This is a genomic window from Pantoea sp. X-Soil-ISGK-421 (genome assembly GCF_059730785.1).
In genome coordinates this window covers 113,678-129,288 of sequence record NZ_AP035981.1, presented here as the reverse complement: position 1 = coordinate 129,288, position 15,611 = coordinate 113,678, and the positions used below count along the sequence as shown (strand labels likewise).

Annotated in this window: 16 protein-coding genes; all 16 read left to right on the top strand. The window is 65.5% G+C overall.

All coding sequences use genetic code 11. The annotated features are described in order from the left end of the window. The first annotated feature begins 1 nt into the window (after position 1). The 16 genes from AC6I8K_RS23220 to AC6I8K_RS23145 all read left to right on the top strand — a co-directional run bounded on the left by AC6I8K_RS23220 (position 2) and on the right by AC6I8K_RS23145 (position 15,554). Positions 2 to 658 carry a prepilin peptidase gene (locus AC6I8K_RS23220; protein ID WP_497827763.1) on the top strand — a complete coding sequence of 219 codons (657 nt, stop codon included), beginning with the start codon at positions 2 to 4 and terminating at the stop codon, positions 656 to 658. Continuing rightward, positions 658 to 2,001 (top strand): shufflon system plasmid conjugative transfer pilus tip adhesin PilV, encoded by a 1,344-nt coding sequence (gene pilV / locus AC6I8K_RS23215; RefSeq protein WP_497827762.1) that lies wholly within the window; start codon positions 658 to 660, stop codon positions 1,999 to 2,001. Before AC6I8K_RS23220 ends, pilV begins: the two co-directional genes overlap by 1 nt. A gap of 86 nt (positions 2,002 to 2,087) precedes the next feature. Then, a complete protein-coding gene (locus AC6I8K_RS23210) occupies positions 2,088 to 2,570 on the top strand; it encodes a DotD/TraH family lipoprotein (RefSeq protein ID WP_497827761.1) in 483 nt (160 codons plus the stop codon). After that, positions 2,567 to 3,391, top strand: a complete 825-nt coding sequence (locus AC6I8K_RS23205) for a type IV secretory system conjugative DNA transfer family protein (protein WP_436333136.1) — start codon at positions 2,567 to 2,569, stop codon at positions 3,389 to 3,391. The genes AC6I8K_RS23210 and AC6I8K_RS23205 overlap by 4 nt, the downstream gene beginning before the upstream one ends. Next, positions 3,391 to 4,557: a plasmid transfer ATPase TraJ gene (gene traJ, locus AC6I8K_RS23200; protein ID WP_497827760.1), complete on the top strand. Its 1,167-nt coding sequence runs from the start codon at positions 3,391 to 3,393 to the stop codon at positions 4,555 to 4,557. The genes AC6I8K_RS23205 and traJ overlap by 1 nt, the downstream gene beginning before the upstream one ends. A gap of 5 nt (positions 4,558 to 4,562) precedes the next feature. Then, positions 4,563 to 4,844 carry a conjugal transfer protein gene (locus AC6I8K_RS23195; protein WP_497827793.1) on the top strand — a complete coding sequence of 94 codons (282 nt, stop codon included), beginning with the start codon at positions 4,563 to 4,565 and terminating at the stop codon, positions 4,842 to 4,844. A gap of 30 nt (positions 4,845 to 4,874) precedes the next feature. Continuing rightward, a complete protein-coding gene (locus AC6I8K_RS23190; RefSeq protein WP_497827759.1) occupies positions 4,875 to 9,521 on the top strand; it encodes an LPD7 domain-containing protein in 4,647 nt (1,548 codons plus the stop codon). 22 nt (positions 9,522 to 9,543) lie between these two features. Continuing rightward, entirely contained in the window at positions 9,544 to 9,894 is a 351-nt protein-coding gene (locus AC6I8K_RS23185) for a conjugal transfer protein (RefSeq protein WP_497827758.1), read from the top strand. A gap of 10 nt (positions 9,895 to 9,904) precedes the next feature. Beyond that, entirely contained in the window at positions 9,905 to 10,597 is a 693-nt protein-coding gene (locus AC6I8K_RS23180; protein ID WP_497827757.1) for a DotI/IcmL/TraM family protein, read from the top strand. 4 nt (positions 10,598 to 10,601) lie between these two features. Continuing rightward, positions 10,602 to 11,609, top strand: coding sequence for a DotH/IcmK family type IV secretion protein (locus AC6I8K_RS23175; RefSeq protein ID WP_497827756.1), 1,008 nt, complete (start codon positions 10,602 to 10,604; stop codon positions 11,607 to 11,609). A gap of 2 nt (positions 11,610 to 11,611) precedes the next feature. After that, positions 11,612 to 12,916, top strand: a complete 1,305-nt coding sequence (traO, locus tag AC6I8K_RS23170) for a conjugal transfer protein TraO (protein ID WP_497827755.1) — start codon at positions 11,612 to 11,614, stop codon at positions 12,914 to 12,916. Then, positions 12,909 to 13,655 (top strand): conjugal transfer protein TraP, encoded by a 747-nt coding sequence (traP, locus tag AC6I8K_RS23165; RefSeq protein WP_497827754.1) that lies wholly within the window; start codon positions 12,909 to 12,911, stop codon positions 13,653 to 13,655. Before traO ends, traP begins: the two co-directional genes overlap by 8 nt. 9 nt (positions 13,656 to 13,664) lie before the next feature. Beyond that, complete coding sequence (traQ, locus tag AC6I8K_RS23160) at positions 13,665 to 14,204, top strand: conjugal transfer protein TraQ (RefSeq protein ID WP_497827753.1); 540 nt, start codon at positions 13,665 to 13,667, stop codon at positions 14,202 to 14,204. Between the two features lie 77 nt (positions 14,205 to 14,281). Beyond that, positions 14,282 to 14,668 (top strand): DUF6750 family protein, encoded by a 387-nt coding sequence (locus AC6I8K_RS23155; RefSeq protein ID WP_479490525.1) that lies wholly within the window; start codon positions 14,282 to 14,284, stop codon positions 14,666 to 14,668. Between the two features lie 140 nt (positions 14,669 to 14,808). Further along, the gene (locus AC6I8K_RS23150; protein WP_497827752.1) at positions 14,809 to 15,192 is read left to right on the top strand and encodes a hypothetical protein; all 384 of its coding nucleotides are present in this window, start codon (positions 14,809 to 14,811) and stop codon (positions 15,190 to 15,192) included. Beyond that, on the top strand, positions 15,189 to 15,554 hold the full coding sequence (locus tag AC6I8K_RS23145; protein WP_497827751.1) for a hypothetical protein: 366 nt from the start codon (positions 15,189 to 15,191) through the stop codon (positions 15,552 to 15,554). Before AC6I8K_RS23150 ends, AC6I8K_RS23145 begins: the two co-directional genes overlap by 4 nt. The last annotated feature ends 57 nt before the right edge of the window (positions 15,555 to 15,611 follow it).

The following is a 15,611-nucleotide window of genomic DNA, read 5'->3' as shown; positions in this document are numbered from 1 at the left end:
CATGATGACTTCACTCACTTACAGCGTGACCGTCGGGCTGTGGCTCGCCGGCTGCGCGGCGCTGTTCGTGCTGCAGGCCTTCCGGGCCCGCCGCTTTCTGCAGCTGTATGAGGGGCGGCCGCTGACGTGGCCTCTGCTGACGCCGGTTGCCCTTATTTACATGCTGACCGCCGGCTGGCTCATGGTGCTGCTGCCGGTGCTGCCGGAACCCACGATATGGCGAAGCGCGGTCCTGCTGGTGCTGGCCCTGCCCATGACGCTGACGGACCTGCGCTGTCAGTGGCTGCCGATGCGCTACACGGTGACGTTCTGGGCGGGGGGGCTGCTGTCCGCCGCGCTGCCCGCCGCCGTGATGCCCTGGACCGCGTCAGTGACAGCAAGCCTGGTGGCGTTCGCGCTGTCCGCCGCGGTTCGCGGGCTCGCCAACTTTCGTCAGACAGAGGAGCGCATCGGGCTCGGCGACGTTTACCTGATGGCCGGGCTGTGCGCGTGGCTGCCCTGGCGCAGCGCCGTGTACGCCGCAGCGGGTGGCCTTCTGCTCTGCAGCCTGTGTGCGCTTCTTACACGGAAGCCGTCAAAACCCTTTGCACCCGCACTGTTTGGTTACATGTGCGGCGTGTGCCTCTTCTTTCCCCAGCAACTGGCGGGAGTGCTCTGATGAAATTGCTGAAACAAAAAAAACGTCCGGTTCACAGCGGTAACATGCTGCTTCAGGCGGGCATTGCGCTGGCCATAGTACTGATCATCACGCCCGGCGCCATCGATCGCTATGCCGGCGGGCAGCAGGAAAAGGTCTGGACGAATACCGCCTCGCACCTGAGCTTTGTGAGCGACGCGGGCAAGCGCTACGTGCGCGACAACCGTGCCACGCTGCTGACCCAGGTCGCGGGCGGTCCGGTGGTCATTACCGGCGCCACGCTGCGCACGCAGGGCTACCTGCCCGCGGGCTTTTCGCTGACCAACGACAGCGGCCAGACCTACCAGCTGGCGGTGGCGAAAGATCCCGCTCAGGCCGGACAGCTGGTCGCGTTCGTGCTGACCACCGGCGGCAGCGAAATCCCGTATAAAGGGCTGCGTCAGATAGCGTCTGACACGGACGGCATGGGCGGCTACGTGTGGCCCGCCAACACGGCGGTGGGCGCGGACGGCGGCTGGCAGGCGAAGCTTGCGGATTACGGCCTGAGCGGCCAGCAGGGCAGGCTCGCGGCGTTTCTTTCCGCCGACGTGCTGGGCACCGACGCGGACGAAAGCGACAGGCTGTACCGCTACCAGGTGAACGGCCGGCCGGACCTGAACCGCATGCACACGGCCATCGACATGAACGGCAACAACCTTAACAACGGCGGCACGGTGAATGCGGCCACGGGGGCCTTTACTGGTCAGGTTTCAGCCGGCACCAACGTTACTGCGGGCGCTAACATCACGGCCAGCGGCAGCGTGACGGCGAACGGAAACGTTACGGCTAACAGCAACGTGGCGGCCGGTAACAACGTTACGGCCAACAACGGCATCACGGCAAATAACGACATCCGCAGCAATAACGGCTGGATCATTACCCGTGGTGGCAAGGGCTGGCTGAACGAAACTTACGGCGGCGGTTTTTATATGTCAGACAACGACTGGGTAAGGTCAGTTAATAACAAGAACATTTACACAGGCGGACAGGTGCGCGGCGGCAGCGTTCGCGCGGACGGCGACGTCTCTGCCGGCGGCGTTCTGTCACAGGATCAGGTTAACACCGCAGGTGCGGCCTGCGGACCGCTCGGGGCCATAAGTCATGATGGGTCCGGCGCGACACTTGCCTGCCAGAATGGCGTATGGCAGAGCGGCAGCAGTTCCCCCGTGCGTGTCTGTTCCAACAGCTGCGGCGGACGCTGGCCACTGGAAATTGGTCGCGTCAACCATGACGGCGACTGGTCATCCTGGAACACGCTGGGCGTTGCCTGCGGCGGCGGCTACACGCAGAACTGGCAGGTGCCGGTCTTTTGCTCGGTTAACTGACCCTTTTCACCCTGCCGGTTCTGCGCAGGGTCGCTCAATTTTTCATTCAACGTATCCGTCCGTCCGGCCGGATGCTGAGGCTTTCCATGAAACGACTAATCCTTACGGCAGCGCTGCCGGCGCTGCTGCTGTGCGGCTGCCAGGTCCCCCCTTATTCTCCTTCGCCGAGCGCAGCCCCGGCAAACATCGTCAACCCGAAGCCGAAAGCGGCGCTTCAGCTGACGCAGCTCTGGATGGAGGGTGGCCTTCGTGACAGCGCGACGTTGCCCGTGTCGGTCATCCGCGCCGACAGCGATCGCGTCACCTTCAGCTGGAACGGCGACGCGGTGGAGCTGCTGAGCGCGCTCGCCCGGGCGCGCGGGCAGGCCTTCAGCTACACGGGCGTGCGCCTGCCGCTGCCCGTGGACATTGAGGTGCAGGACGTCACCTATGCAAACGTCCTGCGCATGATTGAGATGCAGACCGCCTGGCGCGCCACGTTCGTGACTTACCCCGGGCAGATGATGCTGCAGTTCATGCCGTCTCTTCCTGCCGTTCAGACCCGCCACGCGAAGGGGAACCGCCGATGAAAGCCCGACTCACCGTCCTGCTGCTGCCCGCGCTGCTGGCGGGCTGCGCGGGATTTCACTTCACAAAAGCGGCGCCTGCGCCCGGGCCGGACGGCGCACCGCCGCCGGGGCCGGAAGCCTACCTGTCACCGCAAAAGCGCGACACCGCTGACGTGTCCGATAACCGCCGCCAGATGCTGACCGAGGGCGGGCGCACCACCGGCTTTCGCGGGGGCAAGGCGCAGCGCGCGTGGGAACTGCGCCGCGACCTGGAGGCGCGCGCGAAGCAGCTGGACGCCACCTATGACTTCCGCCCGCTCATCAGCGCCCGCGGCTGGCTGCCGCCGGTCATCACCGAGGCGGTGGACGTGGCGCACGTCACCCCCGATCAGATACGCACCGCGAGCCACGTGTACGAAATCATTCAGCCCGAGCGCTTCGTCAGCAACCCGCCGACGTGGCGGGGCTGGCTGATGGCCGGGCTCAGCACCGTGCCGCCGGACGAGCCTGCGGGTGGCCTCATCCCCGAGAACGGCGTGCAGCGCGACGTCTGGCAGGCGGCGGTCAACGAAGGCTGGGCAGAAGGACGCCAGAGCGCCGACGAGACGCTGGAGGCCAACGTCAACCGCCTGACGCGCGACTACAACGGCATGCTGCAGTACGTGCTGCTGCGCCGGCAGAACCTCATCACCGCGCCGGTGGTGACAGAGCGTCAGCAGACGGTCACCGGCGACAGCAACAAACTCACCACCGGCGATCGCGAGCGACGCCTCGAATCCCGCGCCGGCTTTGTCACCGACAAGGCGAAGTGGAAGCCGGTCATCAATACGGAGAAGCGCTGATGGCAGCCTCAGACCTGGAACTCTACGACTTCAGCGGCGGCCTCAGCGCCGATACGCTGCGCGGCTTTATGGTGTGGTGTGCGCGTAATAACGTGAGCGACATTCACCTGCAGGGCGACAACCACTTCGTGGTGGGCCGCTACGGCCGGCTCCTTAAGGCGAGCCCCTTTGCGGTGGCGGACGACACGATGGCAAAGCTCATGGACGAGGTGTTTTCCCCGGAGCTCCGCCCGCAGGTGCGCGGCGGCGTGTCGGTTGACCGGGCGATGCAGCTCGACGGCGACATGACCGGGCGCTGGGGCCTGAACCGCGGCGAGCGCATCCGCTTTCGCGTCAATCTGCTGCAGGGCACGGCGGGGCGTCAGGACAGCACGATTGGCTGGACAATGCGCGTCATACCTTCCGACATCCCGCCGCTGGAAAGTCTGGGGCTGGAGCCGGAGCTGATGGCGAACCTCCTGCCGGCGAAGGGGATGGGGCTATGGGGCGGCATCACCGGCTCAGGCAAAAGCACCTCGCTCGCCTCGACCTATCGCTACTGTCTGGACACGGACCCCGACCGCAAGGTCACCACCAAAGAAGACCCGATTGAGTTCATCCTCGGGCGGCCGGGCGATGTGCTGCCGCCTCTGCAGTCGCAGGTCGGTAAGGACATTCCCGACTTTGCCACGGGTATTCGTGCCGACCTCAGGCGTGCGCCGTCGGTCATCGGCGTGGGTGAGATGCGCGATCGCGAGACGATTGATGCCGGCATCCGTGCCGGCCAGCTCGGCCACCTGATGCTCTCTACCACGCACATCGACTCGCCGGGTGAGGCCTTCCCGCGCCTCATTAACGAATTTCCGCACGAGAGCCGCGACGCCATGGCGTGGTCGCTGCTGGGCGTGCTGCAGTACGTGGTGGTGCAGACGCTGCTGCGCACGACCGACGGTAAGCGTATCGCGGTCCGTGAGTTCATCCTTTTCGACTACAGCCTGCGTGAAAAGCTCGCCGAAATGCCGTGGTCGCAGTGGGGGCAGCACATTAACAGCATCATCCGGCTGGAGAAGCGCCGCATCGTGGAGCAGGCCTGGCGCCTGTACCGCGAGGGCCGCATTGCCGAATCCGAGCTGGTCGTGGTGATGTCGCCGCGCCAGCGCCGCGAGTTTGAGGAGGGTACCGCGTGAGTGCGCTGAATAAAGATGACTATCCCCCGGGGTTCTGGCGGCGCGCCGGCAGCGCCCTCAACTTCGTCGGCATCCCCGCCTGGCTGTTTCTGCTCTACCTCTTCTGGTTCCGCTTTCCCGCCATGAACACGATTTACGTCGTGAGCGGCATCATCGCCGTGTTCCGCGTGCTGCGGATGTTTGGCTGGGGCGTCACCGAACTGCTTACGCGCCTGGCTCGCTGGGCGCGCGGCAAATCCCTGAGCGGTCGCCCGTGGTGGTACCGCCGGTTCACCGACGGCGAGTAGCCGTCCTGACACAGCAGCACAGGAGGTTTTATGAAAACAGCGGATTACCCGGTGTGGCTTGCCGTCCTGCCGGACCAGCGCGACGCCGCGCGCGCCGACGCCGGTAAACATCCGGACGGAGGCAACGCGATCACGTGGGATAAAGAGGCACAGCTTTGGTACGCCCGCCCGGGTGCTGACCTGAGCCGGCTTCAGAAGTGGCTGCCGGACCGCAGCATACGCAGCAGCGGCGGTGGTGACCCGCAGGCGGAGTTTCTGGACGCGCTGACCAGCGGCGGCCTGGTGCTCGACGGCCTGCCGGTGATGGATGGCCGGCGTCACAGGGTACCGGTCGCGGACGGGAAAAAAGGCAATAAAGACGGCGTCTATCGCGGATTTCTCGACGGCGTGAAGCCCGCAGGCTGGTTCATCAACTACCACCGCGCCGATAACGACAAGGACATCACTCGCTGGAAGTCCAGCGGCGGAACGGGGAAGGCCGACCCGCTGGCGCGCGTGCACATTCGCGCGGTGATGCGTCAGTCGCAGGATGATTTTGCGCGCGAGCAGGCCGCGCTGTATGCCCAGCAGACCGCAAAGGCAAAGGCGCTGTATGACCGGCTGCCGGCGGCCGATCCGTCGCACGGCTATCTGGTGCGCAAGGGCATCACGGTCGCAGAGGATGTGCGGCAGACGCGCAACGGCGCGCTGGCTATACCCTTTCACGACGTCAGCAATGCCTTCCGTACGCTTCAGTACATTCCGCCCGACGGCGAAAAGTACCTGTTTAAGGATGCCCCTAAAGCCGGTCACTTCCGTGTAGAGGGTGGTGAGCTCCTTAACGGTAAACCCATCCTGTACGCCGAAGGCTATGCCACGGCTCGCAGCCTCTTCATGGTCACCGGTCGTCCCGTTGTGATGACCATTGACGCCGGGAACATGGAGGCGGTGGCCAGCGTGCTGAAAGTCCGTTACCCGGACAGTCCGCATCTTTTTATGGCCGACGTAGACCATGCTAAGAAAAAAAATAAGGGTGTGCTGTCTGCGAACCGCGCTGCGGCGGCCACCGGAGGTGCAGTCCTGCTGCCGGATCTGACGGCCGCTGAAATCGAACGCGGCTATACCGACTTTAACGACCTGCATTTGTTCCGCGGCACCGAACTGCTGCGCGAGACGCTACTTCCCGACATTGCTCAGGCTCTTGAGCAGCTCAATTATAAGGATGCCCCCATGGCTACACCTGACGACGCACAGCCTGCGCCGGATAATCATCCCGCCGCGTCCCCGGACGCCGTCGCGGACTCTACCCCGGCACGCCGCCCCGGCGCGGCCAAAGAAAAAACGGACGAAATTCTGAAGCTGCGTGATGAGGGGCTGAAGCCCGCGCAGATTGCGGCGCAGCTCGGCATCGGGCAGACCAGCGTGTACCGCATTCTGAAGGCGCAGCAGACAGACGCGCCGGTGGCGGACAGCACTCCGCCTGCAGCCACTGTGAGCGAGCAGGTTATCCCGGCCGCGACCTCTGTGCCTGCAGAGGTACCTGCCGTTAACGCCAGCGAACCTGATGTCCCGGCGGTGGCTACCGGCGTGACATCGACTGCCGAAGCGCAACCTGTCACTGCGCCGGCGGCTGAAAGCGTCGCGGCAGCACAGCCAGCACCTGAAGCTCCGGTGACGCCGGCGGCGGTATCACCGGGTACCTATGATGGCTTCACCGGGCTCTACGGCACCGGCGCCGAACTGCGCGACAGGCTGGCCGCGCTGACCAGCGGGCAGGTCACACCGGCGGCGCTGCTGCAGGACATCAGCACGCTGCGTTCACGCGTGGAGAGCGCGGCGATAACCGGCGTGTATACCCGTGAGCACGTGAAGGAGATGCAGCAGGTCTTCGACCGGGTGACGCAGGGAGGAATGGCAGGGGCAAACGTCATGGAGACGGGCGGGTTCAGCCGTCTGCGCAGCCTGCTGGGCCAGCGCGATACCTGGAGTTCACTGCACCCGACCGGCGGCACGCTGGATGTTAATACCGTGCCTGACAGGGTAGCCCAGCAGTATGCGCTGCTGGCGCGCGGTGACGTGACGCGCGCGCAGTTCGATCGTGAGGTGCGGATGCTTTACGGCGAGTTCACCCGCGCCGACCCGGGGAGCTTTACGCCCGGGCGACAGGCGGAAACGCGCGCGGTCTTTGATCGCATGGCGTCACTGGAGAGCCCTAAGCGCGCCGCGCAGTATTCGGCTGGCGCGGCGGTGCTCGCGGCGCAGCTGCCGGCGGCATCAGCAGCGGACCCGAACGCCACGGCGCTTGATCGTATTCAGACGGCCCTGCGCGATGAGTTTGTGTCGCTGGCACGTGGTGAAACGGCGGCGCCGGCGCTGATGGAAAACGTGGCGCGACTGCAGGCGCAGCTTGATGATGCTAAGGCGCTGGGCGTCTATGCCGGCGGCCACCTGAAAGAAGTGCAGGGCGCGTTTGACCGCGTCACGCAGGGCGGACTTGCGGGTATGCCCTCGCCGGATGCACCGGCTCCCCGCGGAGACTACCTCTCCCGCAATCCCGGATCCGCCTCGCTTGACGTTGCCAGCGTCCCTTCACGCATTGAGACGCAGATTGGTCTGCTCGTTCGCGGTGAGGTCACGCGCGCACAGTTTGAGGATAACCTGGCGGTGCTGCGCAATGAGGTCGTGCGGCTGTCAGAGACCGGCAACGTCACGCCGGCGGCACTGTCAGCTGCAGAAGGTGCTTTTGCGAACCTGGGCGCTCAGCCGTTACCGGCCGCAGCGGCCACACCGGCACCGCTTTCAGTACCGGTCACATCTTCTGACGCGCCCTCTGCGGAGCCTGCGGCAGCTGCAACGGCATTCGAAGCGTCTGCGGTGCCCGCCACGGCAGCTGAGCAGGCACCACCGGCCCCCTCGGTCTCAGCTCCCGCGGCTTCTGCTGTGCCGGACGTCACCTGGCAGACGGCAGCAGCGGACGCCCGACCTGAACCCGCTGCCCGCGCGCCGGAGCCTGCGCATGAAGCCGCCGCATCCGCGGCGGAGGCTGTTCCGCAGCCAGACGTGCCGCCGGTCAACCCGCTGACCTCCGCATTTGGCGCAGAAAATGCCATCCTGGTCGGCGCCCCGCGCGTGGCGCCGCAGGATGAAGATGCGCCAGCCTCTTCCGGATCGAAATCGGCGCGCATCGATGCCGACAAGCTGCTGAGCCGCGTCACGCACGAGAAGCACCCGGACGGTAAAAGCGTGCTGTACAAGCTGGACGGCGAGGCGGCCTTCATTGACCGCGGTAACCGCCTGGTCATGGCAGAGGGCGCCAGCGCGCATCAGGAGAAAGTGCTCGCCGCGCTGCTGACCGCTGCCAATCACTATCAGGGGCGCATCGAGCTGACCGGCAGCGACGAGTTTAAGGCGTTTGCGATCGGCGTCATCGTGGCCAATAAGCTTGACGTGAGCATGAAAAACGCCAGCCAGCAGGCGGACCTGGACGCCGCGCGCCGCGCCGCCGGTCAGCCCGTCACGCCGGCCGCCCCAGCTGATGCGGTACGCGGGGACCCACAGGCACCGCGGGCCACTGAGACGCCGCCCGTGACGCCAGCTGCGCCTGCACAGGCGCCAGCGCAAAGTGCTGCACCCGTGACAGCGTCACAGCAGCCCGCTTCTGCACCGGCGCCTGAGCCCGCCGCGTCGAAGGTTTCACCGGCGGTTCATACGCCAGCGGAAAAGGCGCGCGAGCCGGTGACCGGCAAGGTCACCGCCTGCGGGCAGGCGCCGTTCCGTTTTGAAGCGGACCAGAGCGAAAGCACCTTTATTACCCTGCGCACTAAAGAGGGTCCGCAGACCTTCTGGGGCAAGGAGCTTGCCGGCCTGCTGCGCGAAACCAACCTGAAGCCCGGGCGCATGGTCACCCTGCAGTGGCAGGGCGAACAGCCGGTCACCGTTAACAAGCCCGTTAAGGACCTTCAGGGTAACTTTACCGGCCAGTACGAAAAGGTTCAGACCCGACGCAATCAGTGGTCACTGGCCCCGGTGGGCGGAGCCCGCGTAAAGACCGGTGCAGACGACATGGTGCCGCTCGCGGCCGTGGACGTGAACCGCTACACCCAGATCCAGCACACGCTGGTGAGCCGCCTCGGGCTGGACGTCGACGCGCCGCCGAAGCCGGCCGACGGCCTGTACTGGCTGAAGCCGGACGGGCAGGGAAGCGCGCAGGCGGGCGATGCGCTCTCAGCGCCGCGCCCGGCGCATAACGAGCGCGCCGGCACGCCGGTGATGTCCGCGTGGGGCGATGACGGCCGGCTCGACCTGCACCTGGTGCAGGGCGACGGGGACTACCTGCAGGGTGTGGTACGTCAGGGCGGCACCTATCAGCACGTGCTGGTCAGCCTGCCGGGCAGCGCTGATGCGCCGCCGATGGTGGTCAACCTGCTGACGCCGGAAGGGGCGCAGCCTGTCGGCAGCGGCAACGGCATCAACCGCTCAAACGGTCAGCCCGTGCCGCGTGAGCACGTGGTGGTGCGCCTCACCGGTGACGCAGAGCCGCGCATCGCGAAGCTGGATGCGCCCGCCGACGTTCCTGCCGCGCTGCACGCCCGCCTCGGGTATGACGAGCGTTTCAAAGCGGAGTCCGGCTGGGTAAAGGAGCAGCCGGCAGCAGCACCACAGGCAGCACCGGTCACGCCGCCGCGGCCGGCTCAGTAATCGATCCTTCCGGAGTTCTCACATGAAAAAACATTCAGCGACCGCCCTCGTGGCGGTCTTTTTCTGCTGCACCGCCTTTGCCGCCGGCGCCGCGACCTGTCGCGCCGGCAGCGCCGCGCAGACCGGCAGCGAGGCGGGCTACAACGCCGCCAAAAAGGCTAACGACGCGTGGGCGGCCCGCGAACGCCAGACGTCCGATCAGCTGCAGAACTGCCTCTCCGGCATCCGCAACATTTCCATCAGCCTGCCGAACCTGCCGAGCCTGCAGGACATCATGAACCAGGCGTCAGAGAAGGTCTGCGGGGCGCTGACGGACAAAATCAACAGCAACCTGCCGACCAGCATCGATCCGTGGCAGTCCTACGGAATGTAAGGAGTACCGCATGCAGAACCCCCAACACGCCGCGCCGCCTCAGGAGGCGGCCGTGGTCCTGACCGACCCGGAAGCCTATGAACACGCCCTGCACGCGCAGCACGAGCGCACGCTCGGCGCTGAGTTTGCGCGCACCTGCCTGAAGAGGCTGGGCTGGAGCCTCAGCGTCAACGTTATTCAGGCCATCGTCATCGGCGCCCTTGCCGTCTACATCCTGTTTATCCCACGGGAGTACTTCGCTACCGAAGCGGGGCGCATCACCCCGCTTTACCCGACGGACAGGCCGGTATGGAGCGAGAGCGACGTTCGGCAGTTTGGTGCGGACACCATCAGCAAGGCATTTACGCTCGACTTCGTGCACTACCGCGACCAGATGACCGCCGCGGCCGCTGACTTCTCGGAAGAGGGTTTCACCGGCTACAACAGGGCGCTGAGCACCGACTCCAACACCCTGTCGCTGGTGAAGGATAAGCGCATGAACCTGACCAACACCGTCGAGCCGGGCGTCATCACCCGTCGCGGCGTGGTGGGCGGGCGCTATACGTGGGAGTTCCAGTATCCCGTGACGCTGCGCCTGCAGGGCCAGAACACCAGTACGCCGCCGCTGCGCTACATCTTCACGCTGCGCATCCAGCAGGCCGATCCGCGCCTCAAACCGCGCGGCCTTGAGGTCACGCAGACCATCACCAATAACGCAGGATAATGCTATGAGCAACTTTCGCACGCTGGCCCTGTGGCTGGCGCTGTGCGGCAGCGCGAGCGCCGCCACGTCAACGGAGGCCGCCCCGGCGGCCGGCACCGACGGCGGCTGGCGCTCGACCGCGTCCGCCGGCGGTGCTACCGCATCAGGCCAGACCGGTGGCGGTACGGGAACGACCGCCGCGCCTGCCGCGGCAGGCCCGCTGCCCGGGCAGGCCCTGCCGCCACCCACCTCGGTCACGTATGACCAGGCGCAGGCGACGATTGCCCCGCTGACGCCCGATGAAATCCGGCAGCTGCGTGCGCAGCAGACCGAACAGAACCGGGCGCTGGCCACGCCGGGCATCACGGCGGTGCCGCGCATCAGCGCGCAGACGGTGAGCCTGCAGCCGGGCGCGAGCCTGCCGCTGGTGCGCACCGCGGTGAACTGGCCGGCGACCGTGAGCTTCATCGACAGCACCGGCGCGCCTTGGAAAATCCTCGGTGACCCGGTAAGCGGCTCCCCGGACATCGACGTGAAGTGGATCCCGGGCATGTCCTTTATGGTCATCACCGCAAGGCGCGACTTCGTGAACACGCTGGTGACCGTGGGGCTTGAGGGCCTGCCGGTGCCGCTGCAGATAAGCGTGATGAGCGGCGAGGCCGACACGGCGAAAAAGACCTGGACGGTGGACGCGCGCCTTGACCTGCGCATTCCCCGCCGCGGGCCGGGCGCGGCGCCTGACGCGCCGGGGCCTTCGCGCATCGGGCTGCATGACGACGTGCTGCAGGCGTTTCTGGACGGCGTGCCGCCGTCGGGCGCGAAGCGCCTGAAAACCACCGGCAGCGTGCCGGACACGGCGGTGTGGCAGCAGGGCGACGACCTCTACATCCGCTCGCGCGCGGACATCCGCGACGAGTTCGACACCACGCTTTCGTCGGCCGACGGCACCCACCTGTGGAAGCTGCCGGTGACGCCGCGCGTGGCCTTCTCGGTTGACGGGCGCACCGAAGCCCTCAGCATTGCCCTGGAGTAATCATGAGCGATCAACAGAACACCGGCGGCAGCAACATCCGCCTGATGATGGGCCTGATCCTTGGCGGCATCGTGGTGGTGGCGGGCGGCGGCTACGCGCTGTTCAGCTACTTTGCCGCACCGCCGCCCGAGCCCTCCCGCGTGAACCTGACGCGGGTGGGCGGCACCACGCAGGTGAGCGCACAGGAGCAGGCGGCCTACCGCGAGCTGCTGCGCGAAAACAACGCCCGGGGTGCGCAGACCGCGGCCGCCTCAAACGGCAGCTTTATCGCCAGCATCCCGCTGCAGCAGGACGTGGTCACGGTGAAAGAGACGCCAAAGGTCGCGCCGGCCGTTGCGCCGCGTGAGCTGCCCCGCCCGCAGGGTAACGGGCGTACGCAGGAGCAGGAGAAAGCGCTCAGCGAGGCGCGGCAGAAGTCGCTGGCCGTGCTGCTCGCAAAAATGCAGGCGGAGCCACAGACAGACCTCCCCGCCGCGCAGCTGCTGGGGGGAAAGGACGGCGGCTGGGCCGCATGGCGCGACTCGCAGCCGGGCAGCTACGTGCAGCAGGCCGCCGCGCGCAGCCGTCAGGTCGCCGCGAATACGCCGCCGGCCGCCGTCGTGGTGGCGCCTTACTGGCGCGGGCCGGGTGAAATTTACACCGGCGTGGACTCGGATAACGGCACCACGCCGGTGCTGGGCCGCATCACCACGGGCCAGTACGCGGGCGCCGTACTCAAGGCGCCTGAGGGGGCGAAGCTGTCGGGCGACGGGGTCATCATCCACTTCACCACCATGGCGCTGAACGGGCAGGCCTACAAAGTGGACGCCTACGCGCTCGACGATAAGACGCTCGTGGCCAACATTGCCACCGACGTCGACCATCACTACTTCCGCCGCATCGTGCTGCCGTCCATCTTCAAGGGCATCGGCAGCGCGGGCCAGCTTTACGCGCAGGCCAACACGCAGCTGCTGAGCAACGGCTTCAACACCGTCACCACGCGCCCGTCCACGCCTGACGGCACGGCGGTGGCCGGGGTGATTGCCGGCGGCACGGCGGAGCAGGCGGCGCAGGTGCTGAACAGCGACGCGGCCCGCCTGCCGGATCGCACCGTAACGGTGAAAAACGGCGAGGTAGTGGCCATCCAGTTTATGCGCGGCGTCTACAGTACCGACGCCGAGTCGCCGCAGGGCGTATCGCAGGCGACCGGAGGCAACGCGTCACAGGCGGCACTGAGCAGCAACCCGACCCCGAGCGCCGCGGACCTGCGCGAAGAAACCCAGGCGCGCATCCGCGCCGCCGAACAGAGAGGTATGCCCCGTGAATGAATTCGATCCGCAGCCGGCGGTAATCACGCCGGTCACCCCCGCCGCTTCACCGCCCGCCCCGCAGCAGCAGAGCTTTCTGACGCGCCCGCTGCTGCTGGGCTACTCCCTGCCCTGGCTGGCGGGGATAGGCCTGGTGCTGGGCTTCCTCGCCTGGTATCTGTTCTTGTCCTCAGGCTCCTCACAGGATGCCAGCCAGCGCGCGTTCGGGCAGGACGCCGGGCTTGAGGCGGTGCAGCCCCCCTCTGCCGCGTCCCCACCGGCGCCGCTACAGACGGGCGGACTCAGCGTCCCTGCCGCCGCGCTCAGCGTGGCGGAACCGGCCGGCAGCGTGCCGGACGACGTGGTGAAGCTCATCCGCGAGGGGCGCGAGTTTGAGGCGGCCAACCGCGAGGCGATCACCCGCCTGTCGGACACGGTACGCGCCCAGAGTAAGGCGCTGGCCACCCTGCAGCAGCAGCTAACCGGCATCGCGCAGGAAAACGCCCGGCTGGGCAATCAGCTGACCGTGCTGGCCGCGCGGCCTGACCCCGGGGCGGGTGGACACGCCGCCGGCAAACGCGCAACGCGATCGGCGCTATCCGGCATGCGGCTGGAAAGCCTGCAGGAGGGGATGGCGTGGGTCAGCTGGCAGGGCAGGACGTGGGCGGTGCAGGCGGGCGACACCCTTGGCGGCGTCACCGTGCGCGACATTAACGCACCGGAGCGCAGCGTCACAACCAGCGCCGGCGTGCTGCGCTAGGGAGGCGTCATGGGAGGATCGCTTGACGGCATCACCATGCTGTCTAACCTGGCCTCCGGGCTGCAGAGTACGTTCATCACCCTGGCCCTGACGCTGGGGGCGCTGTTCGGCGTGCTCGGTGCCGGCAGCTTTCTGGTCCGCCAGTCCTGGCTTGCCCGCAAGGCGCCCGGTCAGTCAGCGAGCGGCGGGGCCGTGGTGGCCTGGCTGCTGCTGTCGGGCTGCCTTGTAGGGCTGGACCAGCTTATCGGCGCGGGGGCGCGGCAGGTGGGCTGGCAGGTTTCGTTTGACGCCATCAGCTATGTGGACCAGGGGACGTTCGGGCAGGGCGCGGTCGCGGCCAACGCTCTGCTGAGCCTGCTTCGTATGGTCGGCGTCTGGTTCGCACTGGCGGGCGTGATGCTGTGGCGCCGTTCCCGTAAAGATGGCCACTCGGGCCTGACGGCGGGCGACGACGTCAACAAAGGTACCGTGAGATTTATCCTTGGGGTGTTGCTCATCTGTAGCCCCTACCTGCTCGACGCCTTACAGAAAACCCTCGGTATGCACTGAGGCAGGTTCAAAGACTTCCGTCCTCATGGACGATTTAACCGGCTATCCGGCCACTCTTATTTATTAAGGAAAACACCATGATTACTCGCTTTTACCGCGCGGCATACGCGCGCGTTCTGATGCTGTCTGAAACCCTGCGCCGCATGACTTTACGCGCTCTCAGCGCCTGGCTTGCCTTTATTTCACCGATGGCCATGGCCGACGGTGATTTAGCGGATATGGGGAAAAATTTATCCGAGGGCGCCAAGTCTGTACAGAGCAGCGGGATCGTCATTATCCAGGTTATCGGGTTCTTTTCGGTTGCCGGTGGCATTCTTTCCATTAAAGCCATGAAGAACAACCCGCAGATTAAACCCTGGATGATAGCGCTTGCCATTGTTGGCGGGCTGCTGGCTATGGGTATCGCGGAAATCATCAAGCGCGGCATGAACCAGATGGGCATGACGCCGGTGAGCGTCAGTTAACTGACCGGCCGCCCCAATACGGGGCGGCACTTTTCCCGGTTCCGTCTGAACCTTTCCTGAGTTCCTTATGGAAAAGCTGATTTCTTACGGCCGGTATCGGCGTCAGATGAAGGTCGGGTGCCTTACAGAGGTAATGACTCATGCACTACCACCGTGAATATATACATGCCACCCCTGAAGAATTTCAGGCGGCTGTTGTGCGGGCGCTCACAAAGTTGCCCCCCGTCTGTGAGGAGGAGGTCCCCATTCACGAATTCATTGCGCGCTGGCCGGCCTATACCGGCGGCTGGCTGCTGATGCATTGCGGTCTGCTCAGATGCCATTCGACGGACAGTGAATATGTAAATGCATCGTTGAACATACAAATTGACAGGAATTCGTCCTGGATGTCGGTTGTCGTCAAAGGGCTGAAAGAGGCGCATCTTCCCGGATTCAACGACGGGTTTATCCGTCGTCAGCAGTTCATCTGCTTCCATTTTCTGGAGAAGGGCGTTGACGCCCCTGTGCTGAGGCTCGATACATGAAAATGAATATATTGTCGCCCGAAGAGATGATTTCAGTTGTCATCAGGCATCTTTCCGGCACACCGCTCTTCACTGAATCACAGTCCGGGGTGCAGCTCAGGCGCTTTCTGAGGGGGGATGACGGGACGCTGACAGGCGGGCTCCTGCACCTGCTTTCCATGGTGTCACAAAGTGCGAAAATGGCGGCACACGGTCGCGTCGCAGAATGGCATCCCAGAATTGAATTTTCTGGTTGTACACGGAAAAAACAGCTGCACATTTTTGTGGTTAACGCCTGGGTACTGGCTGTCCCTCCGAACTTTGAAGATAAAAACAGTGACGGCAGACGCATAAGGTTGTCGTTACTTCCCGGGCGGTCATAGTGCCGTCCAGTTAACCTCTCTGAATTTTACATCACTCCGGCATCACCACATGCATCA

Bases quoted from the DNA above. Each gene is read 5' to 3' on its own strand.
- AC6I8K_RS23220 (WP_497827763.1), top strand. From the start codon at position 2: ATGATGACTTCACTCACTTACAGCGTGACCGTCGGGCTGTGGCTCGCC.
- pilV (WP_497827762.1), top strand. From the start codon at position 658: ATGAAATTGCTGAAACAAAAAAAACGTCCGGTTCACAGCGGTAACATG.
- AC6I8K_RS23210 (WP_497827761.1), top strand. From the start codon at position 2,088: ATGAAACGACTAATCCTTACGGCAGCGCTGCCGGCGCTGCTGCTGTGC.
- AC6I8K_RS23205 (WP_436333136.1), top strand. From the start codon at position 2,567: ATGAAAGCCCGACTCACCGTCCTGCTGCTGCCCGCGCTGCTGGCGGGC.
- traJ (WP_497827760.1), top strand. From the start codon at position 3,391: ATGGCAGCCTCAGACCTGGAACTCTACGACTTCAGCGGCGGCCTCAGC.
- AC6I8K_RS23190 (WP_497827759.1), top strand. From the start codon at position 4,875: ATGAAAACAGCGGATTACCCGGTGTGGCTTGCCGTCCTGCCGGACCAG.
- AC6I8K_RS23185 (WP_497827758.1), top strand. From the start codon at position 9,544: ATGAAAAAACATTCAGCGACCGCCCTCGTGGCGGTCTTTTTCTGCTGC.
- AC6I8K_RS23180 (WP_497827757.1), top strand. From the start codon at position 9,905: ATGCAGAACCCCCAACACGCCGCGCCGCCTCAGGAGGCGGCCGTGGTC.
- AC6I8K_RS23175 (WP_497827756.1), top strand. From the start codon at position 10,602: ATGAGCAACTTTCGCACGCTGGCCCTGTGGCTGGCGCTGTGCGGCAGC.
- traO (WP_497827755.1), top strand. From the start codon at position 11,612: ATGAGCGATCAACAGAACACCGGCGGCAGCAACATCCGCCTGATGATG.
- traQ (WP_497827753.1), top strand. From the start codon at position 13,665: ATGGGAGGATCGCTTGACGGCATCACCATGCTGTCTAACCTGGCCTCC.
- AC6I8K_RS23155 (WP_479490525.1), top strand. From the start codon at position 14,282: ATGATTACTCGCTTTTACCGCGCGGCATACGCGCGCGTTCTGATGCTG.
- AC6I8K_RS23150 (WP_497827752.1), top strand. From the start codon at position 14,809: ATGCACTACCACCGTGAATATATACATGCCACCCCTGAAGAATTTCAG.
- AC6I8K_RS23145 (WP_497827751.1), top strand. From the start codon at position 15,189: ATGAAAATGAATATATTGTCGCCCGAAGAGATGATTTCAGTTGTCATC.